This window comes from Microbacterium capsulatum, assembly GCF_030865425.1.
Taxonomy (GTDB): domain Bacteria; phylum Actinomycetota; class Actinomycetes; order Actinomycetales; family Microbacteriaceae; genus Microbacterium; species Microbacterium capsulatum.
In genome coordinates, this window is the sequence record NZ_JAVFCB010000003.1 from 248,110 (window position 1) to 272,019 (window position 23,910).

At 70.4% G+C, this 23,910-nt stretch carries 20 protein-coding genes; 13 read left to right on the top strand and 7 right to left on the bottom strand.

The genetic code is table 11. From position 1 onward, the window contains the following. Positions 1 to 164: 164 nt before the first annotated feature. Positions 165 to 1,601: a helix-turn-helix domain-containing protein gene (locus tag RBR11_RS06560; RefSeq protein WP_308488518.1), complete on the bottom strand. Its 1,437-nt coding sequence runs from the start codon at positions 1,599 to 1,601 to the stop codon at positions 165 to 167. Between the two features lie 323 nt (positions 1,602 to 1,924). On the opposite strand from RBR11_RS06560, the gene aceB reads away from it, so the two are divergent. From aceB to RBR11_RS06625, 13 genes are all read left to right on the top strand, one after another. Then, on the top strand, positions 1,925 to 3,517 hold the full coding sequence (gene aceB, locus RBR11_RS06565) for a malate synthase A (protein ID WP_373889777.1): 1,593 nt from the start codon (positions 1,925 to 1,927) through the stop codon (positions 3,515 to 3,517). 49 nt (positions 3,518 to 3,566) lie between these two features. Further along, positions 3,567 to 5,162, top strand: coding sequence for an isocitrate lyase (locus RBR11_RS06570; RefSeq protein WP_308488520.1), 1,596 nt, complete (start codon positions 3,567 to 3,569; stop codon positions 5,160 to 5,162). A 155-nt stretch (positions 5,163 to 5,317) separates the two neighbouring features. Continuing rightward, a complete protein-coding gene (gene rraA, locus RBR11_RS06575) occupies positions 5,318 to 5,782 on the top strand; it encodes a ribonuclease E activity regulator RraA (RefSeq protein WP_308488521.1) in 465 nt (154 codons plus the stop codon). A 97-nt stretch (positions 5,783 to 5,879) separates the two neighbouring features. Then, positions 5,880 to 6,374 (top strand): 2-oxo-4-hydroxy-4-carboxy-5-ureidoimidazoline decarboxylase, encoded by a 495-nt coding sequence (locus tag RBR11_RS06580; RefSeq protein WP_308488522.1) that lies wholly within the window; start codon positions 5,880 to 5,882, stop codon positions 6,372 to 6,374. A gap of 107 nt (positions 6,375 to 6,481) precedes the next feature. Next, on the top strand, positions 6,482 to 7,585 hold the full coding sequence (locus RBR11_RS06585) for a ring-opening amidohydrolase (RefSeq protein ID WP_308488523.1): 1,104 nt from the start codon (positions 6,482 to 6,484) through the stop codon (positions 7,583 to 7,585). A 465-nt stretch (positions 7,586 to 8,050) separates the two neighbouring features. Further along, a complete protein-coding gene (locus RBR11_RS06590; protein WP_308488524.1) occupies positions 8,051 to 9,010 on the top strand; it encodes a sugar phosphate isomerase/epimerase family protein in 960 nt (319 codons plus the stop codon). Further along, positions 9,007 to 9,903 carry an ABC transporter permease gene (locus tag RBR11_RS06595; RefSeq protein WP_308488525.1) on the top strand — a complete coding sequence of 299 codons (897 nt, stop codon included), beginning with the start codon at positions 9,007 to 9,009 and terminating at the stop codon, positions 9,901 to 9,903. Before RBR11_RS06590 ends, RBR11_RS06595 begins: the two co-directional genes overlap by 4 nt. A gap of 11 nt (positions 9,904 to 9,914) precedes the next feature. After that, complete coding sequence (locus RBR11_RS06600; protein WP_308488526.1) at positions 9,915 to 10,940, top strand: ABC transporter permease; 1,026 nt, start codon at positions 9,915 to 9,917, stop codon at positions 10,938 to 10,940. 19 nt (positions 10,941 to 10,959) lie between these two features. Continuing rightward, positions 10,960 to 11,997, top strand: a complete 1,038-nt coding sequence (locus tag RBR11_RS06605; protein ID WP_308488527.1) for an ABC transporter ATP-binding protein — start codon at positions 10,960 to 10,962, stop codon at positions 11,995 to 11,997. Beyond that, the gene (locus RBR11_RS06610) at positions 11,994 to 13,076 is read left to right on the top strand and encodes an ABC transporter ATP-binding protein (RefSeq protein ID WP_308488528.1); all 1,083 of its coding nucleotides are present in this window, start codon (positions 11,994 to 11,996) and stop codon (positions 13,074 to 13,076) included. The genes RBR11_RS06605 and RBR11_RS06610 overlap by 4 nt, the downstream gene beginning before the upstream one ends. Then, on the top strand, positions 13,073 to 14,698 hold the full coding sequence (locus tag RBR11_RS06615) for an ABC transporter substrate-binding protein (RefSeq protein WP_308488529.1): 1,626 nt from the start codon (positions 13,073 to 13,075) through the stop codon (positions 14,696 to 14,698). The genes RBR11_RS06610 and RBR11_RS06615 overlap by 4 nt, the downstream gene beginning before the upstream one ends. A gap of 154 nt (positions 14,699 to 14,852) precedes the next feature. After that, positions 14,853 to 15,530 carry a FadR/GntR family transcriptional regulator gene (locus tag RBR11_RS06620; protein WP_308488530.1) on the top strand — a complete coding sequence of 226 codons (678 nt, stop codon included), beginning with the start codon at positions 14,853 to 14,855 and terminating at the stop codon, positions 15,528 to 15,530. Positions 15,531 to 15,577: 47 nt separating this feature from the next. Continuing rightward, positions 15,578 to 17,053 carry a chlorohydrolase family protein gene (locus RBR11_RS06625; protein WP_308488531.1) on the top strand — a complete coding sequence of 492 codons (1,476 nt, stop codon included), beginning with the start codon at positions 15,578 to 15,580 and terminating at the stop codon, positions 17,051 to 17,053. A 53-nt stretch (positions 17,054 to 17,106) separates the two neighbouring features. Here the strand turns inward: RBR11_RS06625 and RBR11_RS06630 are convergent, their stop codons facing one another. The 6 genes from RBR11_RS06630 to RBR11_RS06655 all read right to left on the bottom strand — a co-directional run bounded on the left by RBR11_RS06630 (position 17,107) and on the right by RBR11_RS06655 (position 23,864). Further along, entirely contained in the window at positions 17,107 to 17,934 is an 828-nt protein-coding gene (locus tag RBR11_RS06630; RefSeq protein ID WP_308488532.1) for a fumarylacetoacetate hydrolase family protein, read from the bottom strand. Next, on the bottom strand, positions 17,934 to 18,365 hold the full coding sequence (locus RBR11_RS06635) for a RidA family protein (RefSeq protein ID WP_308488533.1): 432 nt from the start codon (positions 18,363 to 18,365) through the stop codon (positions 17,934 to 17,936). Before RBR11_RS06635 ends, RBR11_RS06630 begins: the two co-directional genes overlap by 1 nt. Positions 18,366 to 18,478: 113 nt before the next feature. Further along, positions 18,479 to 20,869: a bifunctional salicylyl-CoA 5-hydroxylase/oxidoreductase gene (locus tag RBR11_RS06640; RefSeq protein WP_308488534.1), complete on the bottom strand. Its 2,391-nt coding sequence runs from the start codon at positions 20,867 to 20,869 to the stop codon at positions 18,479 to 18,481. A gap of 1 nt (position 20,870) precedes the next feature. Further along, positions 20,871 to 22,529, bottom strand: coding sequence for an AMP-binding protein (locus RBR11_RS06645; protein WP_308488535.1), 1,659 nt, complete (start codon positions 22,527 to 22,529; stop codon positions 20,871 to 20,873). 31 nt (positions 22,530 to 22,560) lie between these two features. Further along, positions 22,561 to 23,427 carry an acyl-CoA thioesterase gene (locus RBR11_RS06650; protein WP_308488536.1) on the bottom strand — a complete coding sequence of 289 codons (867 nt, stop codon included), beginning with the start codon at positions 23,425 to 23,427 and terminating at the stop codon, positions 22,561 to 22,563. After that, a complete protein-coding gene (locus tag RBR11_RS06655) occupies positions 23,424 to 23,864 on the bottom strand; it encodes a cupin domain-containing protein (protein WP_308488537.1) in 441 nt (146 codons plus the stop codon). The genes RBR11_RS06650 and RBR11_RS06655 overlap by 4 nt, the downstream gene beginning before the upstream one ends. Between the last annotated feature and the right edge of the window lie 46 nt (positions 23,865 to 23,910).

Below are 23,910 nucleotides of genomic sequence, written 5' to 3' on the forward strand. Positions count from 1 at the left end.
CGACGGGCTTCCCACCCGTTCACTGGTCGCGACACGCCGCCGAACGGGCCGAATGGGGGCGTGTCGCGACCAGTGAACGGGTGGACGCCGCCCCGAAAGCGATGACAACTACGACAGCGACGGCAACGACGACAACGACGACGGTTCAGAGTGCGGCTCTGCGATCAGCGCGGGGCGTGCGCCTCGAGGAACTCGTACACGTCGGTCGTGTCAACGCCCGGGAACGCTCCCGTCGGCAGCGTGGCCAGGAGCGTGCGCGGAGTGCGCACGTTCGGCCAGGACTGCTCCCGCCAGCGCACCTCGAGCTCGGCGGGCGCCCGCCGGCAGCACACCTCGACGGAGTGCGTGGAGACGCCGCGGTTCGGGGTGTCGCGCCCGATGAACCACTTGGTGTCGTCGAAGCGCACACCCACGCTCACCGAGTGCAGGCCCTCGCTCGAGGGCTCGACGCGCGCGGTGCACCAGTACGTGCCGTTGCCGGTGTCGGTGTACTGGTAGTACGGGTTGAACCGGTCCTCCTCCTCGAACACGACGCGGCTGGTCCAGCGCCGGCAGCACATCTGCCCCTCGATGGATCCGAGCCGGTCGGTCGGGAAGTTCACGTCGTCGTTCTCGTACGCCTTCGTGATCGTGCCGGACTCGTGCACCTTGAGGAAGTGCACGGGGATCCCGAGGTGCCGGGTCGCGAGGTTCGTGAACCGGTGCGCGGCCGTCTCGTACGACACCGAATAGGCGTCGCGGAGGTCCTCGATCGAGATCGCCCGGCGCTGCTTGGCGTCCTGCAGCACGGGCACGAGGTGCTCCTCGGGCATCAGCAGGGCACCGGTGAGGTAGTTCGTCTCGACGCGCTGGCGGAGGAACTCGGCGTAGCTGCGGGGCTCGGCGTGTCCGAGGATCCGGCTGGACAGCGCCTGCAGCACGGCGGCGCGGGAGTCGCCGCGGTCCGCGACCCGGCTGGACAGGTACAGCCGGCCGTGCGCGAGGTCGGCGACGCTGCGGGTCGACTGCGGCAGGTCGGCCGCGTAGTGCAGGGTGAAGCCGAGATGCGCGGCGATGTCGCTCGCGGTGCGCTGGGTGAGCGGGCCTCCGCCGTGCCGGACCGCGGCGAGGATCTCGGCGGCCTTCGCCTCGAGCTCCGGGAAATGGTTGTCCTGCCGGCGCATGAGGTGGCGCAGCTCGAGGTTGGCGCGCCGCGCCTCCTCCGGCGTGGCGGCGCGCTCGTCGCGGAGCCGCTCGATCTCGCCGTGCAGGGCGAGCATCGCGGAGAGCGCCTCGTCGGGCACCGACTTCGCGATCCGGAACGGCGCGATCCCGAGCGCCCGGAAGGTCTGCCCCTTCATCGCGCGCTCGACGGCGATCTCCATGCCGGCCCGCTCGTCGAGCGGCTCGTCGGCGAGGATCTGGTCGATCGTGGTGCCGAGCGCCCGGGCGATCGACTGCAGCAGGGTGAGCTTCGGCTCGCGCTTGCCGGTCTCGATCATGGACAGCTGACTGGGCGCGCGCTCGACGGCGGCGGCGAGCTCCTCGAGCGTCATCCCGGCGGCGAGACGGAGCCGGCGGATCCGTCGGCCGATCGTGAGGGCGTCGACCTCTTCTGTCATGCGGGTCTCCTTGGGGTCGTTGAGCGAGGACGCCGCCGGCGACCGAGACGAAACGCCGCCCGTCGGCGACGGACGTTTCGTCTCGCTTCGCTCGCTCAACGACCCCACAGGGCCCGATTCTGTCACGAAAACAGAATTTCGATCAAACTTCACCACGATTTTGGCGGGGAGAGGGTCGGTTCTTCGCTCAGAGTGGTTGCCAAGCCATCCGGCGCCTGACCGACATCTCACGGAGGAGACAGATCATGACCATTCCCGCTGCGTCGCCGACCGCCCCGATCCGGACCGTCGGCACCGCTGTCGCCGCGAGCGAGGGCCCGGCGATGCACATCACCGGCCCGATGCACGAGCGCTTCGGCGAGATCCTCACGCCGGCCGCCGTCGCCTTCCTCACCGAGCTGCATCACCGCTTCGGCGGCCGCCGCCACGACCGCCTCGCCGACCGGATGCGCCGGCGCTTCGAGATCGGCAACGGGCACGACCCGCGCTTCCGCGACGACACCCGGCACATCCGCGACGACGCCGACTGGCGCGTCGCCGGCGCCGGCCCTGGCCTCGAGGACCGCCGCGTGGAGATCACCGGGCCGACCGATCCGAAGATGACGATCAACGCGCTGAACTCCGGCGCCAACGTCTGGCTCGCCGACCAGGAGGACGCCACCAGCCCCACCTGGCGCAACGTCATCGGCGGCCAGCTGACCCTGCGCGACGCGATCCGCGGCCGGCTCACGCACACCGGCGACGACGGACGCGCGTACCGCGTCACCGCCGGGCGGACGCCCACGATCGTGATGCGGCCGCGCGGCTGGCACCTGTCCGAGAAGCACCTCGCCTTCACCGACCGCACCGGCCGGCGGCTGGACGCCTCGGGCTCGCTCGTCGACTTCGGGCTGTACTTCTTCCACAACGCGCAGGCGCTCATCGACGCCGGCCGCGGCCCGTACTTCTACCTCGCCAAGATCGAGTCGAGCGAGGAGGCGAAGCTCTGGAACGACGTGTTCACGTTCAGCGAGGAGTACTTCGGGATCCCCCGGGGCACGGTCCGCGCGACCGTGCTGATCGAGACGCTGCCCGCCGCATTCGAGATGGAGGAGATCCTGTTCGAGCTGCGCGAGCACTGCGCGGGCCTGAACGCCGGTCGCTGGGACTACATCTTCTCGATCATCAAGAACTACCGCGGCCGCGGTGCCCGCTTCGTGCTGCCGGACCGCAGCGAGGTCACCATGACGGTGCCGTTCATGCGGGCCTACACCGAGCTGCTCGTGCAGACCTGCCACAAGCGCGGGGCGTATGCCATCGGCGGCATGAGCGCGTTCATCCCGAACCGCCGCGACCCCGAGGCGACCGCCCGGGCGATCGAGCGGGTCGCCGCCGACAAGAAGCGCGAGGCCGGCGACGGCTTCGACGGCACCTGGGTGGCCCACCCCGACCTCATCCCCACGGCGCGGGCCGAGTTCGACGCCGTGCTCGGCGACCGCCCGAATCAGCTCGGCCGGGAGCGCGCCGAGGTGCAGGTGCAGGCGGAGGATCTGCTCGACGTGCACATCGGACGCCCCATCACCTCCGAGGGCGTGCGCGACAACGTCTCCGTGGCGATCCGCTACATCGAGGCGTGGCTGCGCGGGATCGGCGCCGTCGCGATCGACAACCTCATGGAGGATGCCGCGACGGCCGAGATCAGCCGTTCGCAGGTGTGGCAGTGGATCCAGCAGGGCCAGATCACCGCGGAGGGCACCCCCATCACGGTCGAGCACGTCGAGGGTCTGATCGGGGATGAGCTGGCCGGATCGACGCGCTTCGCCGGCGACCGGTTCGACGACGCCGCCGAGGTGTTCCGCGAGGTCGCGCTGCGCCCCGAGTTCCCGGCGTTCCTGACGCTGCCCGCCTACGCCCGCTTCCTGCGCGAGACCGACTGATCCGTCCCGACGCCGACCGACACCCGCCCCACCCACGAAGGACATGGACATGACCCACTACCAGGACGACATCGACGCCATCCGGGCTCTGAAGGAGGAGCACGGCTCCCCCTGGAACGCCATCGACCCCGAGGCGGCCGCCCGGATGCGGGCGCAGAACCGCTTCCGGACCGGGCTCGAGATCGCGCAGTACACCGCCGACATCATGCGCCGCGACATGGCCGAGTACGACGCGGACTCGTCGCTGTACACCCAGTCGCTCGGGGTCTGGCACGGCTTCATCGGGCAGCAGAAACTCATCTCGATCAAGAAGCACCTGAAGTCGACGAACAAGCGCTACCTCTACCTGTCCGGGTGGATGGTCGCCGCGCTCCGCTCCGAGTTCGGCCCTCTGCCGGACCAGTCGATGCACGAGAAGACCGCGGTGCCCGCGCTGATCGCGGAGCTCTACACGTTCCTCCGCCAGGCCGACGCCCGCGAGCTCGACCTGCTCTTCACCCGGCTCGACGCGGCGCGCGTGGCGGGAGACGAGACTGCGGCCGAGTTCATCCAGTCCCAGATCGACGGCTACGAGACCCACGTCGTCCCGATCATCGCGGACATCGACGCCGGATTCGGCAACCCTGAGGCGACGTACCTGCTCGCCAAGAAGATGATCGAGGCGGGCGCCTGCGCGATCCAGATCGAGAACCAGGTGTCGGACGAGAAGCAGTGCGGCCACCAGGACGGCAAGGTCACCGTGCCGCACGAGGACTTCATCGCCAAGCTCAACGCGGTCCGCTACGCCTTCCTCGAGCTCGGCATCGACAACGGGATCATCGTCGCCCGCACCGACTCGCTCGGCGCCGGGCTCACCCAGAAGATCGCCGTCACCCACGAGCCCGGCGACCTCGGCGACCGGTACAACTCGTTCCTCGACGTCGAAGAGATCTCGGCCGGCGACCTCGGCAACGGCGATGTGGTCATCACGCGCGACGGCGCGCTGGTGCGGCCGAAGCGCCTGGCCAGCAACCTGTACCGGTTCCGTGCCGGGACCGGCGAGGAGCGCGTCGTGCTCGACTGCATCACCTCGCTGCGCAACGGCGCCGACCTGCTCTGGATCGAGACCGAGAAGCCGCACGTCGAGCAGATCGCCGGCATGGTCGACGCGATCCGCGCGGAGATCCCGGACGCGAAGCTGGTCTACAACAACAGCCCGTCGTTCAACTGGACGCTGAACTTCCGCCAGCAGGTGTACGACGCCCTCGCCGAGCAGGGCGAGGACGTGTCGGCGTACGACCGCGGCGCCCTGATGAACGTCGAGTACGACGACACCGAGCTGGCGCGCCTGGCCGACGAGAGGATCCGGACGTTCCAGCGCGACGGCTCCGCCCGCGCCGGGATCTTCCACCACCTCATCACGCTGCCGACCTACCACACGGCGGCGCTGTCGACGGACGACCTCGCGAAGGGCTACTTCGGCGACGAGGGCATGCTCGCGTACGTGAAGGGCGTGCAGCGCCGCGAGATCCGCGGCGGGATCGCCACGGTCAAGCACCAGAACATGGCGGGATCCGACCTCGGCGACAACCACAAGGAGTACTTCGCCGGCGACGCCGCCCTCAAGGCGGGCGGTCAGCACAACACCATGAACCAGTTCAGCTGACAACCACACCCCGGGGTCGTTGAGCGAGCACGGCCGACGGCCGAGCGAGACGGAACGCGGTGATCTGGCATGCTCGACAGGTCACCGCGTTCCGTCTCCGTCGCGCTTCGCGCGTCGTCGCTCAACGACCCCGATCGAGCCGAAGGATCCTCACCATGACCTCCACCGCAGACCTCTACGACGAGCACGGCGACGCCCTGCAGTCCCTGCCGCTGCCGCTGCGCGACTTCGGCGGCAGCGTCGCGTTCGAGGGCCCGATCCGGACGGTGCGCTGCTTCCAGGACAACCAGCTCGTCAAGGATCTGCTCGCCACGCCCGGCGACGGCGCGGTGCTCGTGATCGACGGAGCCGGATCCCTCGGCACCGCGCTGATGGGCGACATGATCGCGCAGAGCGCCGTCGACAACGGGTGGGCGGGCGTCGTCATCCACGGCGCGATCCGCGACAGCGCCGCGATCGGCCGGCTGCCGCTCGGCGTCAAGGCCCTCGGCACGAACCCGCGCAAGAGCGGCAAGACCGGGTCCGGCGAGGTCGACGCCGTCGTGCGCTTCGGCGACGTCGCGTTCCGCCCCGGCGCGCGCCTCTACGCCGACGAGGACGGGGTCCTCGTCGAGCGATGACGCAGGGCCCGGATCCGTCCGGGGCGGATCCGTCGGGGCCGGAGCAGGCGGAACACGCGGTTAGGCTGTGGTCTCACAACGGTGAGAAAGGACCTCGATGACGCGGGCCGCCCCAGAACACGCGAACACGGAGATGTCGGAGCAGGACGCCGCCCGGCTGATCGACGAGGTGTCCCCCTCCCCCTCGCTGGCCGCGCGCGTGCACTCCGCCGCCGCGGAGCAGCCGACGGCCTCCCTCACCACGATCGCCCGGGACACCGTGATGGACCTCGACGAGGCCGCGCTCCTGGACGCCCTCTCCGGGGTCGACCCGTTCCGGCGCCGGACCGACGTCACGCGGGCCGAGAACCGCGGCCTCGCCCGGCTCGAGGAGCTGGCGCACGAGCACGAGGAGCGCTTCGGAGTGCGTCTCGTGCTGGCGCGCGAGGGGCGCGACGACGACGCCCTCGCCGAGGAGGCCGTTCAGCGGCTCGCCCTCGCCGACCGCGCGCAGGCCCTCGCGGCCGCGCAGCAGTCGCTGGCGGACATCCTCGCCTGGCGGATCCGCGCCGCCCTGGCGCCCGCGGCACCGGAGACCCCTTCGGACGGCTGACTCCCCGCACTCCTCCGGGCGTCGATGCGGCACAATGGCATACCAAAGCCCTCCGGGGCCCCCACCCGCCGCGCGGCCCCGCCGCGATCCACTCGCTGAGGAGTGACATGCAGGATTCGTTCGCAGTCGACGCCGTCGCCGTTCCGATCGATCACCGCCAGGACGTGCGCGGGCTGACCGCGCTGATCGACGAGGGGCGCCTGCGTCCGGACGAGGTCATCGCGATCACCGGCAAGATCGACGGCACGGGCTCCGGCCCGGAGCGCGTCGAGGCCGACGCGGCCATGCGCGGCGTGCTCGCCGAGCACGGCACGCGCAGCACCGCGGAGATCGAGAGGATCCCGATGGTGTTCACGGCCGGCGGGCTCGGGATCCTCACCCCGCAGGTCGTCGTGTACTCGCGGCGTCCCGCGGAACCGGCGGAGGACGGGATCCCGCGACTCGCCGTCGGCACCGCCCGCTCGGCGGTCATGCAGCCGGCCTGGACCGGCACCGCGCGTGTCATCGAGGAGAACGTCGCGGCCATCCGGAGCGCGCTCGCGAGCGCGCCGATGACCGCGGCCGAGGCCGAGTACGTCGTCGGCAAGACCTACTACGTCCCGAACGACGAGCTCAAGGCGACGGGCGACCCTGCGCTGCAGAACTTCGAGGAGATGCACCTGTTCCGCCTGGCCAGCGGCAGCGGCGGCCTTTCGGCAGCCGTGGCGCTCGACGGCGCCGACCTGCCCGCGGACGAGGACATCGCGCGCCGGCTCGAGCTGTGGTCGGGGAAGGCGTCGTTCTCGTCGAACCCGTGGGAGGCCGTCGGCGGCGAGGGACCGCACACGCAGGTGATCGCGATGGGCAACCACGCCGGCGCGGGCGGTACGCTCCGCGTCGGGCACGCCGTCATCGAGGACCTCCTGGACGTGCAGGCGCTCGGCCGGGCCCTGCGCCGGGCCGGCCTCGAGGTCGGCGACGGCCCCCTCACTCCGGAGCAGCGCAAGCGCGTCATCGCCGTGTACGTCAAGGTGGGCCCGGCCCCCGAGCCGCTGCTGCGCGGCCACCGGCAGCTCAGCCACGTCCCGGGCTACGGCGCAGAGCTCAAGTCGGCCGTCGCGGGGATGTTCGCCGGGATGCTGCAGGACAACCTGATCTACATCTCCGGATCGGCCACGCACCAGGGCCCTGCCGGGGGCGGCACGATCGCCGTCGTCGTCGAGACCGCCTGATCCGGCGAAGCCGTCCCGGCTCCTCCGAAGGGCCCCGACGCCGCGGCCGACACGTCCGTCGACGTGTCGGCCGCGGCGTTTGGGATACCTGATTTCCGCGGCGATCCGACGAACAAGGATTCAACATCTGTCGAATGCTTGCGGATGCGCACCTCGGGGTGACGTGCTAAAGGAGTGACCGACGGCCGGAAAATTCTGTCCGGCGAGCGCTCCTTCTCCGGAAAATCCGCGTAATTCCGCGCCCTTTTACTGATCGATCACAGCCCGACCATCGCGCCGCGAAAGCATCCCACGACGCCGTTATCGAAAGGTGATCTCGCCGCGCAGTCACGGTCGAAATTGACGATTGTCAGATGACCAGATGTCTGGCACGATCCCTGGTATACAAAACCGCTCAGCGATGAGCGGGTGTGCGAGAGGACGCTTGCGATGCTGCAGCCGGACCGTGTCTTTCAGGTCGGAGCGATGCTCGACCGCACCCAGGGCATCGAGCCGGGTGCGTGGCAGGAGGCCCTGGACGTCGCCCGCGACGCCGGGTTGGACGGGGTCCTGTTCGCCCACAGCCGCACGGTCAGCCCCGATCTCGACGGCGGCGAGCTGAGGGCCGCCGGTCAGGCCTTCGCGGACGCGGGGCTCTTCGTCGAGGTCGGTGTCGGTGAGCTCGGCCCCTCCGGCGAGGACGCGGACCGGATCGCGGATCTCACGGCGTCACTGCGGGCCGCCGCCGACCTCGGCGCACGGCAGATCTTCGGCTTCACGCGCACCGTGCGCGACCCCGGCCTGACCCGGCACCGCGCGCAGATGGACCTCATCGCCGGGCGGCTCGCGCAGCTGCGCCCGGTGCTCGAGGACGCGGGCCAGATCCTCAACGTGAAGACCCACGAGGACCTCTCCAGCCACCAGGTGCTCGAGCTCGTGGAGCGGGCAGGGCCCGACCGCTACGCGGTCAGCCTGGACGTGGCCAACCTGGTCGTCCGCGGCGAGGACCCGGTCGAGGCCGCCCGCCGGCTCGCCCCGCACATCCGCCAGACGCACCTCGAGGACGTCGTCCTGTTCTTCATCGAGCAGGGCCTGCGCCGCCGGCTCCGGCCGGTGGGCGACGGGATCCTCGACTGGGCGGCCCTGCTGGACGTGCTCGCGACCACCCCGGCGACGACCCTCGTGATCGAGCAGCACCTGGGCCGCTTCGACGCCGACATCTTCGAGGACGAGTGGCTCGCCGGCGAACCGCACCTCGCCGTCGCCGAGCTGACGCGGCTGGTCGCCGGCGCCGTGCGCACCGAGGCGGCCGCCCGCGAGGGCCGCGGCCCGAGCCTGGCCGACCTGGATCCCGAGACCACCATCGCCGAGCGCCGGGCGGACCTGCGGCGCGGAATCACCCGGCTGAGGGAACTGGCCGACGCGCAGAAGGAGGCAGCGGCATGAGCACCGTGACCGTGCTGACCATCGCATCCACCCAGAAGGCGCCCAAGGCGGGACGGATCCGGGCCTTCCTGAAGAAGGACAGGATCCTGACCGCCTGCCTCGCCGGGGTCCTGCTGCTGTTCCTCATCGTGCTCATCGGGCCGATGGTGTGGCCGATCGACGCCAACGCGGTCAGCCTGGCCGACAAGCTCCAGCCGCCGTCCGCCGCGCATCTGCTCGGCACCGACTCGGTCGGACGGGACATGGTCGCGCGTCTGCTCGTCGGGGCGCGCAACTCCCTCGGCGCCGGCCTGATCATCGCCCTGATCGGTGCGGTCCTCGGCGCCCTGACCGGTCTGCTCGCCGGCGCGTTCGGCGGCTGGGTCGACACGGCCCTCACCTGGCTCACGAACTCGATCCTGTGCTTCCCGACGATCATGCTCGCCATGGCCGTCGTGATGGCCTTCCGCCCCGGCATCGAGGCCGTCGTCATCGGCCTGTCGATCCACTCGTTCCCCTGGTACATGCGGACGCTGCGCGGCGAGGTGCTGCGGATCTCGTCGCTCGACTTCATCCGCTCGACGAGGGCGATCGGCGCCAAGGAGCGGCGGGTGCTGTTCGTGCACATCTTCCCGCACCTGATCTCGACGATGATCCTGCAGATGGCCGCCGTGTTCGGCGCCGCCGTGCTCTCCCTCGCCGCCCTCGGCTACCTCGGCCTCGGCGCCCAGCCGCCGACGGCCGAGCTGGGCGCCATGATCACCGAGGGCCAGCAGTACTTCCTCACCGGCGAGTGGTGGGTCGCGGCCTTCCCCGGCCTGATCCTGCTGATCGCCGTGTCCCTCACCACGGTCATCGCCGACCGCGCCCGCGAGGTGCTCGACCCGCGCGGCGAGTACGTGGCATCCGAGTAGGAGACGAACCGATGTCGAAAACCCTCCTGACGACGATCGCCCGTCGCCTCGGCGTGGCCCTGGCCACGATCCTCGGCGCCGCGATCTTCTCCTTCATCCTGCTGCGCAAGCTCCCCGGCGACCCGGCCCGCCTCGTCGGCGGCGACCTCGCAGACGCCGCGACCATCGCCGGCATCCGCCAGGCCATGGGCCTGGACAAGCCGCTGCCCGAGCAGTTCCTCACCTACCTGGGCAACATGTTCAGCGGCAACCTGGGGTTCAGCTACAGCAACGGCCAGCCCGTCAGCGAGCTCATGGCCGCCCGCCTGCCGGCCTCGGCGGAGCTGGGCATCACCGCCGTGATCATCGCGCTGGGCAGCGCCATGCTGTTCGCCTCGTTCGCGGTCTACCGCCGCAAGCGCGGCACCGACATCGCGCTGCGCACGGCCTCGACGCTCGCGATGGGCACCCCGTCGTTCTGGCTGGCCCTCGTCGCGCTGCTGATCCTGTCGGTCCAGCTCGGCATCTTCCCCGGCCCCGAGGGGCGGCTGTCGCCGAACCTGAACCCGCCGCCGAACTGGTCGGGCTTCTACACGATCGACGCGCTGAAGGCCGGCGAGTTCGACGTCTTCATCAACGCGGTGTGGCACCTGATCCTGCCCGCGGCGATGATCGCCCTCGGCCCGTTCGCGTTCCTCAGCCGGCTGTTCCGCGGTCAGCTGCGCAACAGCGCCCGCGAGTCCTTCGTGGTCGTGTCCCGGTCGCGCGGCCTGCGCCGCCGTGAGGTCTTCCTCCGCCACGTGATCCCGAACTCGGTGCTCCCGCTGGTCGCCGCCACTTCGCTGCTGTTCGCCGAGCTGATGACCGGCAGCGTGCTGATCGAGAAAGTGTTCGCCTGGCCGGGCGTCGGATCGGCGACCGTCGACGCGATCCTCGCGAAGGACTTCGCGGTCGTGCAGGGCGTGATCCTGCTCAGCGCGGCCCTCTACGTCACGGTGAGCTTCCTCGCCGACATCGCATACGCCCTGATCGACCCGCGCATCCGCGTGGGCAACTGACGAGCCGGGAGAAGAGAGCATGAGTCAGGTGGCCCCCGCACCGGCGGGAACGGACTTCGACGAGAAGCAGGTGCTGCTGTCGGTCCGCGATCTGCAGACCGAGTTCGTCACCCCCGGCGGCACGGTCTCCGCGGTCCGCGGGGTCAGCTTCGACATCCACCGCCGCGAGCGCGTCGCGATCGTCGGCGAGTCCGGATCCGGCAAGTCCGCGATGGCGATGTCCGTCGTCGGCCTGCTGCAGCACCCCGGCCGGGTCGTCGGGGGCAGCGTGGAACTCAATGGCAAGAGCCTGCGCGGCCGCAAGGACGCCGACCTCGCGCGACTCCGCGGCAAGGAGGTCTCGCTGGTCTTCCAGGACCCGATGAGCGCCTTCGACCCGATCCGCACGATCGGCGCGCAGATGGTGGAGAGCATCCAGGCGCACCAGAACGTGAACAAGGCGACCGCCCGGAAGATCGCCGCGGACGCACTCGGCGAGGTCGGCATCACCAATCCGGCGGGGCGCCTCTCCGACTACCCGCACCAGTACTCGGGCGGCATGCGCCAGCGCGTGCTGATCGCGATGGCCCTGGTCAACTCCCCCGACCTCGTCATCGCCGACGAGCCCACCACCGCCCTGGACGTGACGACCCAGGCCCAGGTGCTCGAGCTCCTCGACCGCCTCGTGCGCGAGCGGGGTGCCGCGCTCATGCTGATCACGCACAACCTCGGCATCGTCGCCGGTTACTGCGACAGCGTGAAGGTGATGTACGCCGGACAGCTCGTCGAGGAGGCTCCGGTCACCGAGCTGTTCGGCCAGCCGGGGCACCCGTACTCGCAGGCCCTGATCGACTGCGTCGTGCGCCCCGACACCCCGCGCACCGACATCCTGCCCAGCATCCCGGGCGCGCTGCCGGATCCCACCAAGCCGATCATCGGGTGCTCGTTCGAGCCCCGCTGCAAGCGCGGCCATGGGGATCCGCTCTGCCAGACCCAGACGCCCGTGATGATCCAGCTCGGCCGCGGCCCCCTGCCGCACAGCGCCGCCTGCCACTACGCCAAGGAGTTCGTCCAGTGAACGCCGACACGCCTCTGACGCCGACCGCCTCCGCCGCGACCGACACCGCCCCGCGCCCCGACGGGGTGCCCCTGCTCAAGGTCACCGGGCTGACCAAGACGTTCGCCGCGAGCGGTGGCCTGCGCAAGCGCACCGCCGCGGTGAAGGCCCTGGCCGACGTCTCCTTCACGATCGAGCGGGGCAAGACGCTCGGCCTCGTCGGCGAGTCCGGATCCGGCAAATCGACCGCAGCCACCTGCGTGCTGCGCCTGCAGGACTCGGACGCGGGAACCGTCGAGCTCGACGGCGAGGACGTGCTCAAGGCCTCCGGCGCCCGGCTGCGCAAGCTCCGCGCCCGCATGCAGATGGTCTTCCAGGACCCGTACGGATCCCTCGACCCTCGTTTCAGCATCCGCGCCCTCATCGAGGAGCCGCTGCTCGTGCACGGGGTGAAGGACCCCGAGGAGCGCCGGGAGCGCGCGCTCGCGATGCTGGAGCGCGTGGGCCTGCGCCCCGAGCTGGCCGAGCGCAACGCGCACGCCTTCTCGGGCGGGCAGCGTCAGCGCATCGCCATCGCCCGGGCCCTCGTGCTCAACCCCGACCTGGTGGTGCTCGACGAGCCGGTGACCGCGCTCGACGTGTCGGTGCAGGCGCAGGTGCTGAACCTGCTGCGCGAACTGCAGACGACGTTCGATCTCACCTACCTCTTCATCGTGCACGACCTCGCGGTGGCCAAGCACATCTGCGACCGGATCGCGGTGATGTACCGGGGCGAGATCGTCGAGATCGCCGACAGCGAGGCGCTGTTCGAGTCCCCGCAGCACCCGTACACCGTGAGCCTCCTGCTCGCGGCCCCGGTGCCGGACCCCGAGCTCATGCAGACCGCCCGGTCGACGCTCGGCCAGCTGATCGACGACCCCAGCGCGGCCACCCCGATGGGCTGCCCGCTGCGGGCCCGCTGCCCCGTCGGCCACGACCGGCCGCTCTGCGGCGAGGTCGCCCCCAAACTCACACCAGTCGGTCCCCGTCACGAGGCCGCCTGCCACTTCCCAGGAGAGATGGCCTGGGGCGACGACAACACACGAAAGGAAATGCCATGAAATGGACCTCGCGCACGTCGCGTCGTCTCGCGGCCCTCGGACTCGGCGTCCTGATGGTCGTGACGGCGGGCTGCAGCTCCGGCACGCCGTCCGGCGGTCAGACCACGGGCGCCAGCTCGGGCCGGCAGTTCACCGTGAACTGGCTGGCGACGATCACGAGCCTGGACCCGGCCTTCATCTGTCCCGGCAACGACAACAGCCTCGCCAGCAACTTCTACGGGCGCCTCGTGAAGCTGTCGGAGACGAAGACCAAGGAAGGCTTCCTCATCGACAACCCGGACCCCACGAAGGTCCAGCCGGACCTCGCGGAGAGCTGGAAGATCTCGGATGACGGCCTGACGTACACGTTCAAGATCCGCTCCGGCGCCAAGTTCGCCAACGGCGACCCGCTCGACGCGAACGCCGTGAAGTACTCCTTCGACCGGACGCTGAAGCTGGGCGCCTGTGGTGCGCTCGCCCTGCAGGGCGGCCTGACGAACCCGCCGCTGATCTCGGGCACCGCCGCCCCGGACGCCACCACCTTCGTCATGACGCTGCGCCAGCCCTACCCGCAGATCATGTACAGCCTGGCCCTCAGCCGCGGCTCGATCTACGACCCCAAGGAGGTCGAGGCGCACGGCGGCGTCGAGGCCAACAAGCCGAACGAGTGGCTGACCAGCCACACGGCCAGCTCGAGCGGCCCCTACGTGCTGAAGACGTACGTCCCGAACAGCTACGCGATCCTCGAGGCCAACCCGAACTATTACGGCACCCCGGCCAAGGAGAAGTCGGTCCGGATCAACTTCCTGACGTCGGTTCCCACCCTGACCCTGCAGGCGCAGAACAAGCAGGCCGACGTGACCGTGGGCCTTCCGCCGCAGACGGTCAAGGAGATCAGCTCGAAGACGTGCTGCACGGTGTTCCGCACCCCGGCATCCGCACCGGTGACCGTGTCGATGAACCACCAGGATCCGACCACAGGCAACGCCAAGTTCCGTGAGGCGCTCACCTACGCGATCCCGTACGACGACATCATCAGCAAGGTCGCCTACGGCTACGGCACGTCGTTCTACGGTCCGATCAACCCGACCATGACCGGCTACAAGGCCAGCCTCGAGCCCCCGCGCAAGCAGGACGTCGCCAAGGCCAAGCAGCTGATCGCGGAGTCGGGCCTGACCAACCCCGAGCTGACCCTGATGATCAACCCGACCGCGGCCGGCGTCACCGAGATCGCCACGATCGTGCAGTCCGCCTGGCAGGCGATCGGCGTCAAGGTGAACATCGACTCGAAGGCCCCGGCCGACTTCTCGACACTGTTCAACGGCGGCAAGTACCAGTCGGCGCTGCTCTTCGAGAACAGCGGCCAGATCGGCGCGTACGAGATCTTCAAGAAGATGACGTGCGGCTCGTCGTTCAACAACCAGCACATCTGCATCGACGGCAGCCAGAAGTGGATGGACCAGCTGAACAGCGCGACCACGTCCGCTCAGCAGCAGGCCCCGATCGACGAGCTGGTGAAGCTGTGGGTGGCGAACTCCGCGACGGTGATGCTGTACAACGCCGACTTCACCGCGGTGCTCAACCCCGACGTGAAGAGCTTCAAGTACTCCGCGAACCTGCGTGTCGACGAGTGGAGCCGTTGAGGCCCGCATCCCCGTCATCTCCACGATGACCGAGGAGTAGTCCTACCCTCCGAGCGGGGGCATCGACCGGTCCAGCCGACTCGATGTCCCCGCTCCTTTCACACCGGAACCCTGCGGTTGCCCGAGACTGCACGGACGAAGTCTGGAGGCTTCCATGCGCACGGTTCAGCGCAAATCGCTCGTGGACGGCGCCATCGAGGTGCTGCGCGAGCGGATCGATTCGGGCAGCTGGCCGGTCGGGCACCGTCTGCCCGCCGAGGCCAAGCTGGCCGAGGAGCTGGGGATGAGCCGCGCCTCCGTCCGGGAGGCGACGCGCGCCCTCGCACACGCCGGCATGCTCGCGGCCCGGCAGGGCGACGGCACGTTCGTCATCGCGACGAGCGAGTCCGACGCGGCCCTGCGCCGCCAGCTCGGCACGGCCGAGGTGGTCGAGATCATCGAGGTGCGCCGCGGACTGGACATGGCGGTCGCGCATGCCGCCGCCCTGCGCCGCACCCCGGCCGAGCTCGAGCAGCTCAGCGCCGCCCTGCGACGTCGCCGGATCGCCGGGGAGCAGGGCGATGAGGCGACGTTCGTCGAGGCCGACATCGCGTTCCACGTGGGCCTCGCGCAGGCCGCGCACAACCGGACCCTGCAGGAGCTCTACCACAGCTTCTCCGAGGTCATCGAGTCCACCGTCGCGCTGAAGGACTGCTTCGGGCCGGGGGACACGACGATCTCCTACGACCATGAGGACCTTCTCGCCGCGATCCGCGACGAGGATCAGGCCGCCGCGACGCTGGCCGCCCTCGCGATCCTGAACACCCAGGAGTCCGCGGTCCGAGGCCGCTGACTCCACCGCCCCGACCGGCCCCCACGGCCAGAAAGCTGAGCACACCCTTGAGAAAACTGATCACCGCATCCTGGATCGTCGCCCACGAGAACGACCGCCATGTGGAGCTGCCGGATGGCGCGATCCTGGTGGAGGACGACCTGATCGTCGAGGTGGGCCCGCAGTCCCGGTTCGCCGACGTCGTGGTCGACGAGCGCATCGATCTGGGCCACGCCGTCGTCACCCCCGGCCTGATCGACCTGGACGCCCTGACCGACATCGACCATCTGATCCTGGACTCGTGGAGCTCGGGCGAGGACTCCAAGTCGCTCACCTGGTCCGCGGAGTACTTCCCCCGCTCGCGGCACGTCTTCTCCCCCGAGCAGCTCGTGCAGGTGCGCGAGTACGCGCTGGTGCAGCTCGCCCTGCACGGCATCACCAGCTACATGCCGATCGCGAGCGAGGTGCACAGCAGCTGGGCCGAGGACTTCGACACCTTCGCCGCCATGGCCGCGTTCTCGTCGAAGATCGGCCTGCGGGGCTTCATCGGACCGTCGTTCCGCTCCGCCGCCCCGTACATCAACGACGAGGGCCAGCGCCGGGTCCGCTACATCTGGGAGCGCGGCCCCGAGGGCCTGGCCGAGGCCGTGCGCTTCCTCGACCACATCGACTCCCTCGAGGATCCGCTGCTGACGGGTGTGCTGCTGCCGTGCCGGATCGAGACCATCGACCCGGAGCTGCTGAAGGAGGTCGCCCGCATCTCGGAGGAGCGCAACGTCCTGGTGCGCCTGCACGCGCTGCAGGGCGTCTACGAGCGCGAATGGATCATCGAGCACTGGGAGGTCACGCCGCTCGAGCTGCTCGAGAAGGTCGGCCTGCTCGGCGAGCGCCTGATCATCCCGCACGGCGTCGTGATCGACGTGCACCCCGAGGTCTTCGGCGAGGACCGCGGAGACCTCGCCAAGATCGCCTCCTCGGGCGCGTCGATCATCCACTGCGCGCTGACCAACGCCCGCTACGGCCACAACCTGCACCTGCTGGAGAACTACATCGCGCAGGGCGTGAACATCTGCATCGGCACCGACTCCTTCCCGCCCGACATCATCCGCGGCATCGACGTGGGCGTGCAGATCGCGAAGGCGCAGTCCGAGGACCTCGGTCGCAACATGCTCGCCGAGTACTTCGAGGCGGCGACGCTCGGCGGCGCGAAGGCCCTGCACCGTCCCGACCTCGGCCGCATCGAAGCCGGTGCCCAGGCCGACATCTCGGCGTTCTCGCTGGCGGACTTCCGCTCGGGCCCGACCGACGACCCGCTGCGTACGCTCGTGCTCAACGGCACCGCGCGCGACGCCGTCCTGACGATGGTCGCCGGCCGCACGGTCATGCGCGACGGGAGGATCGACGGCATCGACCTCGACGAGATGCGCCGCACCGGCCAGGCGCTGTTCGAGCAGATGCGCGCCGCGTACGCGGAGCGCGACTTCCGCAAGCAGTCGGAGGCGGAGCTGTTCCCGCCGGTGTTCCCGATCTCCGCGCACGCCTGATCCGGTACTCGAAGGGGGTGCCGCTCGATCTCCGGGCGGCACCCCCTTCGGCGTCAGGCGAACCGGATCGTGTTGCGGAGCTCCCCGAGGCCCTCGATCGCGGTCGTGACGACGTCGCCGTCCCGCAGCCAGCGCGGATCCTCCATGCCCAGCGCGACGCCCCCCGGCGTGCCGGTCAGGATGATGTCGCCCGGCTGGAGGCGCGTGATCTGCGACACGTAGGACACGAGATCCGCCGCATCGAACACGAGCTCGCGGGTGTTGCCGTCCTGCAGCGTCTCGCCGTTGACGGCGCAGGTGATCCGCAGGCCGGCCTTCGGATCGATCGCGTCGGCGGTCACGAGGTGCGGGCCGATCGGCGTGGTGGCGTCGAACGCCTTGCCCTGCAGCCACTGCAGCGTGCGCTGCTGCCAGTCCCGCATCGACACGTCGTTCGACACCGCATAGCCGAGGATCGCGGCCGCGGCCTCGTCCTTGTCCGCGCGGTGCACCTCGGATCCGACGACGACGGCGAGCTCCGCCTCCCAGTCCAGCTTGGCGGTGTCGCGCACGACGATCTCGTCGACCGGGCCGGTGAGGGTGTCCGCGAACTTGGCGAACAGCGTCGGGTACTCGGGCACGGCGCGCCCAGTCTCGACGATGTGGTCGCGGTAGTTCAGGCCGCAGCAGAACACCTTCGCCGGGCGCGGCACGGGCACGCCGAAGGCGGCGGGATCCACGTCCTCCCTGGCCGGGTGCCGCAGGGCGGCCTCGGCGCGCTCGCGCCAGCCCTCGCTCACCACGAGCTCCTGCGCGTCGGGCTCGTCCAGGAGCACCCAGCCGGACTCGTCGCCGACCGCGGCGCGGGTGCCGCCGTCGATGCGGACGGTCGCGAGCCGCATCAGGCCTGCTCCCCTGCGGCGGCCTCGTCGGCCGGCGCGGGATCGATGTGCGCGACGCCCTGGATCTCGATCATCGCCTCCTTCTGCCACAGCTGCGTGACGCCGATGCCCGCCATCGCCGGGTACTCGGTGCCCGCCATCTCGCGCCAGCGGCGTCCGATCTCGCGGCCGTTCGCCTGGTAGTCGTCGATGTCCGTGAGGTAGATCGTGACGTCGACGAGGTCCTCCGGCCGGCCGCCGGCGGCCTCGAGCGTGGTCAGCACGTTCGAGAACGCCTGCACGAACTGCTCGACGATCCCGCCGGGCACGATGGCTCCGGTGTGGTCCATCGCCGTCTGCCCGCCGAGGTAGACGAACTCGCCGGCGCGCACGCCGTGCGCGAAGCCGCTGGGCTTGATGAGGGACTCGGGGTTGATGATCTGCCGCGTCATGATTCCTTCTCGTGTGTCGTTCCTGGGGTTCGGGCCCGTCGACGGGCTCAGGGACCGAACCGGGTGCGGTGATCCGGACCCTTCGACGGGCTCAGGGTACGGACCACCGGATGTCACTGCGCGAGGGCCTCGACGACCTGGCGCTGCGGGGTCCACCGGCGGTGCTCGGGCGCGGCCTCGCCGGCGCGCGCGTCGCGGACCAGCGAGAGTCGCGGCCGCACCGCGTCGGTGCGGGCGGTCGGCGGCTTGCGGGAGCCGGCGCGGAACGGCGCCACCCAGTCGGCGCCCTCCCCGCGGTAGCCCTGGTCGGCGGCGGCGTGCAGGGTCCACTGCGGGTCCCACAGGTGCGTGCGGCCGAGGGCCACGAGGTCGGCGCGGCCGGCGAGCAGGATCGAGTTCACGTCGTCGTAGCTCGAGACCGCGCCCACCGCGATCACGGTGACCCCGGCGTCGGCGGCGACGCGGTTGCGGATGGCGTCGGCGAACGGCGTCTGGTAGCTGCGGCCGAAGGCCGGCTTCTCGTCCTTGTGCAGCTGACCGGACGACACGTCGATGCCGTCCGCGCCGTGCTCGATGAAGGCGCGGGCGATCTCGACGGCGTCGTCGATCGTGTTGCCGCCCTCGATCCAGTCGACCGCCGACACGCGCACCGTCATCGGACGTTCGGCCGGCCAGGCCGCCCGCATCGCGTCGAACACCTCGAGCGGGAAGCGCAGGCGGTTCTCGAGCGACCCCCCGTACTCGTCGGTGCGGCGGTTGGCGACGGGCGAGAGGAACTCCGAGACGAGGTATCCGTGCGCCGCGTGCAGCTCGAGGAGGTCGAAGCCCGCCTCCGCCGCCCGTCGCGTCGCCGCGACGAACTCGTCCCGCACCCGGATCATGCCTTCGCGGTCGAGCTCGGACGGCACCTGGTTCGCGTCGCCGTACGGCAGGGCGGACGGCGCGACCAGGGGCCAGTTGCCCTCGGGCAGCGGCTGGTCGATCCCCTCCCACATCCGCTTCGTCGAGCCCTTGCGGCCGGAGTGGCCGATCTGCACGCCGATCTTCGCGGTGGTGACACCGTGCACGTAGCCGACGATGCGGCCCCAGGCGTCGCGCTGCTCGTCGGTGTACAGGCCGGCGCATCCGGGCGTGATCCGCCCCTCCTCCGACACGCACACCATCTCGGTCATGACCAGCCCCGCGCCGCCCTGGGCCTTCGAGCCGAGGTGCACGAGGTGGAAGTCGCCGGGGACGCCGTCGACCGCGGAGTACATGTCCATGGGCGACACGACGATGCGGTTCTTGAGCTCGAGCCGGCCGATGCGGTGCGGCCGGAACATCGCCGGCTCGTCGGGCGTGCGCCCCTCCAGCCCGCTCTCGCGCAGCAGCCCCTCGGCGAACAGCGGGTCGCGCAGTCCGAGGTTCTCCAGCGTGATGCGGCGGCTGCGGGTGAGCAGGTTGAAGGAGAACTGCAGCGGATCCTGGTCGGCGTACTGCCCGATCTGCTCGAACCACTCCAGGGACGCCTGCGCGGCGCGCTGGGTGGACGCCACGACCGGGCGGCGCTCGATCTCGTACGACTCCAGTGCCGCATCGAGGTCGTCGTGCTCGTGCAGGCAGGCGGCGAGCGCGAGGGCGTCCTCCATCGCCAGCTTGGTGCCGGAGCCGATCGAGAAGTGCGCGGTGTGCGCGGCGTCGCCGAGGATGACGAGGTTCTCGTGGTGCCAGTGCTCGTTGCGCACCGTGGTGAAGTTGAGCCACTTGGAGTTGTTGGTGAGCACGTCGTGCCCGTCCAGCACCTCCGCGAAGAAGCCGCGGATCTTGTCGACCGAGTACTCGTCGCTGACACCGGGAGGGAACACGTCGTGCTCGGTGGCGTCGAAGCCGGCGGCGCGCCAGACGTCCTCGTGCATCTCGATGAGGAAGGTGGAGCCCTGATCGGAGTACGGGTAGCCGTGCAGCTGCATGATGCCGTGCGGGGTGTGCAGCACGGCGAACGTGAACGCCTCGAACACGCGGTCGGTGCCCAGCCACATGTACTTCGACACGCGCTGGTCCAGGTCGGGGCCGAAGTGCTCGGCGTGCGCGCCGCGCACCTGCGAGTTGATGCCGTCGGCGGCGAGCACGAGGTCGTACTCGCGCATCAGCTCGGCGGCGTCCGGGGCCATCGCGCGGAAGCGGATCTCGACGCCGAGCTCGATGCAGCGCTGCTGCAACAGCTGCAGCAGCTCCTTGCGGCCCATCGCGGCGAAGCCCTGCCCGCCGACGGTGTGCGTCTCGCCGCCGAACAGGATATCGATGTCGGTCCAGCGGGCGAACTGCTCGCCCATCCGGGCGGCGATGACGGGATCCGCGTTCTCGATCCCGCCGAGGGTCTCGTCACTGAACACGACGCCGAAGCCGAACGTGTCGTCAGGGGCGTTGCGCTCCCAGACGGTGATCTCGTGGGTGGGGTCGAGCTGCTTCATGAGGGCGGAGAAGTAGAGGCCTCCGGGGCCTCCTCCGATGACGGCGACGCGCATGTCAGGCTCCTTGGGTCACGGGTTCGGCGGCGGCCTCGGCGGCGGCGCGGTCGCGAAGGATGAAGTGCTGCACCTTGCCGCTGGGGTTGCGGGGCAGCTCGGTGATGTAGTCGACGCGACGCGGGCTCTTGTACAGCGCCAGCCGCGACTTGACGGTGTCGAGGATCGCGGCGGTCAGCTCGTCGGATCCCTCGAGCCCGTCGCGGAGCACGACGAACGCGTTCACGATCGTGCCGCGGACGGGGTCCGGCCGGCCGACGACCGCGCACTCGAGCACGTCGGGGTGGGCGTTCACCGCCTCCTCGACCTCGGGCGCGCCGACGTTGTAGCCGGCGGTGACGATCATCGAGTCGTTGCGGGCCTGGAACGTGAAGTAGCCGTCCTCGTCGCGGATGAAGCTGTCGCCGGTGAGGTTCCAGCCCTCGTGGACGTAGTCGGTCTGGCGCGCGTCGTTCAGGTAGCGGCAGCCGGTCGGGCCGATGACGCCGAGCCGGCCGGGTTCGCCGGGGCCGAGCTCGCTGCCGTCCTCGCCGATGATCGCGGCGCGGTAGCCGGGCACCGCACGGCCGGTGGCGCCGGGCCGGATGTCGTCGCCCGAGGCGGAGATGAACACGTGCAGCATCTCCGTGGATCCGATGCCGTTCACCAGGCGCAGCCCGCTGGTCTCCGCGACCGCCTCGAACGTCTCGCGGGAGAGGTGCTCGCCGGCGGAGACGCCCAGGCGCAGCCGGCCGAGTTCGTCGGCGAGACCCTCCTTGATGACGGCGCGGTAGCCGGTGGGCGCGGTGTAGAGCACGGTGATGCCCAGCGGCTCGATGAGCCGGGTGAGCTCGATCGGGGTGGCCCGCTCGAGGATCACCGCGGCGCCGCCGGTGCGCAGCGGGAAGACGACGGCCCCGCCGAGCCCGAAGGTGAAGGCGAGCGGCGCGGTGGTCGCGCTGACGTCGTTCTCGGTGAGGTGCAGCACGTGCTTCGCGAACGTGTCGGCGTTGGCCAGGATGTCGCGGTGGAAGTGCATCGTGATCTTCGGCACGCCCGTGGTGCCGCTCGTCGCCGCGAGCAGCGCGACGTCGTCGGCGGCGGTGTCGACCGCCTCGAACACGCCGGACTTGGCGTCGCAGGCCGCGGCCAGTGCATCGTCGGGCCCCCCGGCGACGATGACACCGGCCGCGGGGAGGAACTCGTCGAGCACCTCCTGCACGTCCTCGACGGCACGGTGGTCCACGGCGACGACGGCCGGGTGCACGCGCCCGAGGATGTTCGCCACCTCGCGGGAGCGCCAGGCGACCATGGTGGTCACGACGACGGCGCCGGCCTTGAGCGCGCCGAGCCAGCAGGCGACCGCCCACGGGCCGTTCAGCAGGCGCAGCACGACCCGGTTGCCCGGGACCACGCCGAGGTCCTCGGTGAGCACCTGGGCGAACTGGTTCGCGCGGCGCTGCAGCTCGCCGTAGCTCCAGCGGCTGCCGTCGCCGAGCAGGATCGCGTCGCGATCGGCTCCGAACGTGGCGATCGTGCGGTCGACGAGCTCGGATCCGGCGTTGAGCCGCTCCGGGTACTGCACGTCCGGGATCGTGAACTCCAGCGTCGGCCAGTTCTCGACCGGCGGCAGCGAGTCGCGCGCGAACGTGTCGACATGGGCTGACGGGGAAAGCTCCATTGCTGGTCCCTTCAAGATTCGAGGTGGATGGTCAGAGGGCGCGACCCGGACGGATCATGCCCTCCTGCGCGACGGTGGCGATGAGGCGCCCGTCGCGGTCGTAGAAGCGGCCGAGACCGAGTCCGCGCCCGTCGGAGATGCCGGCGCTCTCCTGCGCGTACAGCAGCCAGTCGTCGGCGCGGGCCGGGGCGTGGAACCACATGGCGTGGTCGAGGCTCGCGGTGACGAGGCCCTCGTCCCGCCAGGGCAGGCCGAGCACCCGCAGCACCGGCTCCAGGATCGTGTAGTCGCAGACGTAGGCGATCGCGAGCTGGTGCGTGACCGGGTCGTCGTCAAGGCTCTCGAAGGAACGGATCCACACCGCCTGGTGCGGCACGCGCTCGCCCTCGATCTGCACGTACACCGGACCGGGGACGTGGCGCATGTCGAAGCTGCGGTCGTGCGACCAGTAGTCGACGTCGGCGCCGGAGTGCCCGGCGAGCGCCTCGGCGCTGGACGGCAGGGTCTCCGGATCCGGCACCGCGGGCATCTCCGGCCCGTGCTCGGGGAACTCCTCGGGCACGTGGAACGATGCGGTCGCCATGAACGCGAGCTTGCCGTGCTGGTGCCCGCGGACGTGCCGGGTGGAGAAGCCGCGGCCGTCGCGGATGAGCTCGACCTCGTACCTGACCGGCTCCGTGATGTCGACGCCCCGCAGGAACGTCGAGTGCACCGAGTGCAGGGCGCGGTCGTCGTCGACGGTGCGGATCGCCGCCGCGACGCTCTGCGCGACGGTGTCGCCGCCGTAGGCCTTCGGCCACGGGACCGGCTGCGGCTGCGCCGTGAACTCGCGGTCGGCGTGCTCGGGCTCGCACTCGGTCAGGGCGATCGCGCGGAGGAACGCGGCGGAGGTGCTCATGCGCGGCGGAAGCCCTCAAGGATCGCGTCGTCGACCTCGTCGAGGTTGATGACGATGTTGTCGGGCGTGCGGGTGGTCAGCCAGACCAGCTCCTCGGTCGTGGACATGTTCGCCTCGACGTGCGGCATGAACGGCGGCACGAACACCCAGTCGCCGGGCTTCATGTCGAGGTACTCGGCGTAGTCCTCGCCGAAGTAGATGCGGGCGGTGCCGCGCAGCACGTAGCCGCCGGTCTCCGCCTCGCCGTGGTGGTGCGGCAGCGAACGGTAGCCGGGCTCGTTGGAGACCTGGCCGAACCAGATCTTCGTCGCCTCGGTGTGCTGCGGGCCCACGCCGGAGACGCGGATGCAGCCGCCGGACGACATCGTGTGGGTGTCCTCCTCGCCGCTGCGAGTGACCTGCGGGACGCGATCCCAGCGCAGTTCGTTCTCAGTCATGGGTGCTCCTTCGCTCCTGACGGGGGCGCTTCTGCGCGCCCCGATC

What these genes read in the sequence shown, in the direction of transcription:
- RBR11_RS06560 (WP_308488518.1), bottom strand. Translation starts at nt 1,601, where the DNA reads ATGACAGAAGAGGTCGACGCCCTCACGATCGGCCGACGGATCCGCCGG.
- aceB (WP_373889777.1), top strand. Translation starts at nt 1,925, where the DNA reads ATGCACATCACCGGCCCGATGCACGAGCGCTTCGGCGAGATCCTCACG.
- RBR11_RS06570 (WP_308488520.1), top strand. Translation starts at nt 3,567, where the DNA reads ATGACCCACTACCAGGACGACATCGACGCCATCCGGGCTCTGAAGGAG.
- rraA (WP_308488521.1), top strand. Translation starts at nt 5,318, where the DNA reads ATGACCTCCACCGCAGACCTCTACGACGAGCACGGCGACGCCCTGCAG.
- RBR11_RS06580 (WP_308488522.1), top strand. Translation starts at nt 5,880, where the DNA reads ATGACGCGGGCCGCCCCAGAACACGCGAACACGGAGATGTCGGAGCAG.
- RBR11_RS06585 (WP_308488523.1), top strand. Translation starts at nt 6,482, where the DNA reads ATGCAGGATTCGTTCGCAGTCGACGCCGTCGCCGTTCCGATCGATCAC.
- RBR11_RS06590 (WP_308488524.1), top strand. Translation starts at nt 8,051, where the DNA reads ATGCTCGACCGCACCCAGGGCATCGAGCCGGGTGCGTGGCAGGAGGCC.
- RBR11_RS06595 (WP_308488525.1), top strand. Translation starts at nt 9,007, where the DNA reads ATGAGCACCGTGACCGTGCTGACCATCGCATCCACCCAGAAGGCGCCC.
- RBR11_RS06600 (WP_308488526.1), top strand. Translation starts at nt 9,915, where the DNA reads ATGTCGAAAACCCTCCTGACGACGATCGCCCGTCGCCTCGGCGTGGCC.
- RBR11_RS06605 (WP_308488527.1), top strand. Translation starts at nt 10,960, where the DNA reads ATGAGTCAGGTGGCCCCCGCACCGGCGGGAACGGACTTCGACGAGAAG.
- RBR11_RS06615 (WP_308488529.1), top strand. Translation starts at nt 13,073, where the DNA reads ATGAAATGGACCTCGCGCACGTCGCGTCGTCTCGCGGCCCTCGGACTC.
- RBR11_RS06620 (WP_308488530.1), top strand. Translation starts at nt 14,853, where the DNA reads ATGCGCACGGTTCAGCGCAAATCGCTCGTGGACGGCGCCATCGAGGTG.
- RBR11_RS06630 (WP_308488532.1), bottom strand. Translation starts at nt 17,934, where the DNA reads ATGCGGCTCGCGACCGTCCGCATCGACGGCGGCACCCGCGCCGCGGTC.
- RBR11_RS06635 (WP_308488533.1), bottom strand. Translation starts at nt 18,365, where the DNA reads ATGACGCGGCAGATCATCAACCCCGAGTCCCTCATCAAGCCCAGCGGC.
- RBR11_RS06640 (WP_308488534.1), bottom strand. Translation starts at nt 20,869, where the DNA reads ATGCGCGTCGCCGTCATCGGAGGAGGCCCCGGAGGCCTCTACTTCTCC.
- RBR11_RS06645 (WP_308488535.1), bottom strand. Translation starts at nt 22,529, where the DNA reads ATGGAGCTTTCCCCGTCAGCCCATGTCGACACGTTCGCGCGCGACTCG.
- RBR11_RS06650 (WP_308488536.1), bottom strand. Translation starts at nt 23,427, where the DNA reads ATGAGCACCTCCGCCGCGTTCCTCCGCGCGATCGCCCTGACCGAGTGC.
- RBR11_RS06655 (WP_308488537.1), bottom strand. Translation starts at nt 23,864, where the DNA reads ATGACTGAGAACGAACTGCGCTGGGATCGCGTCCCGCAGGTCACTCGC.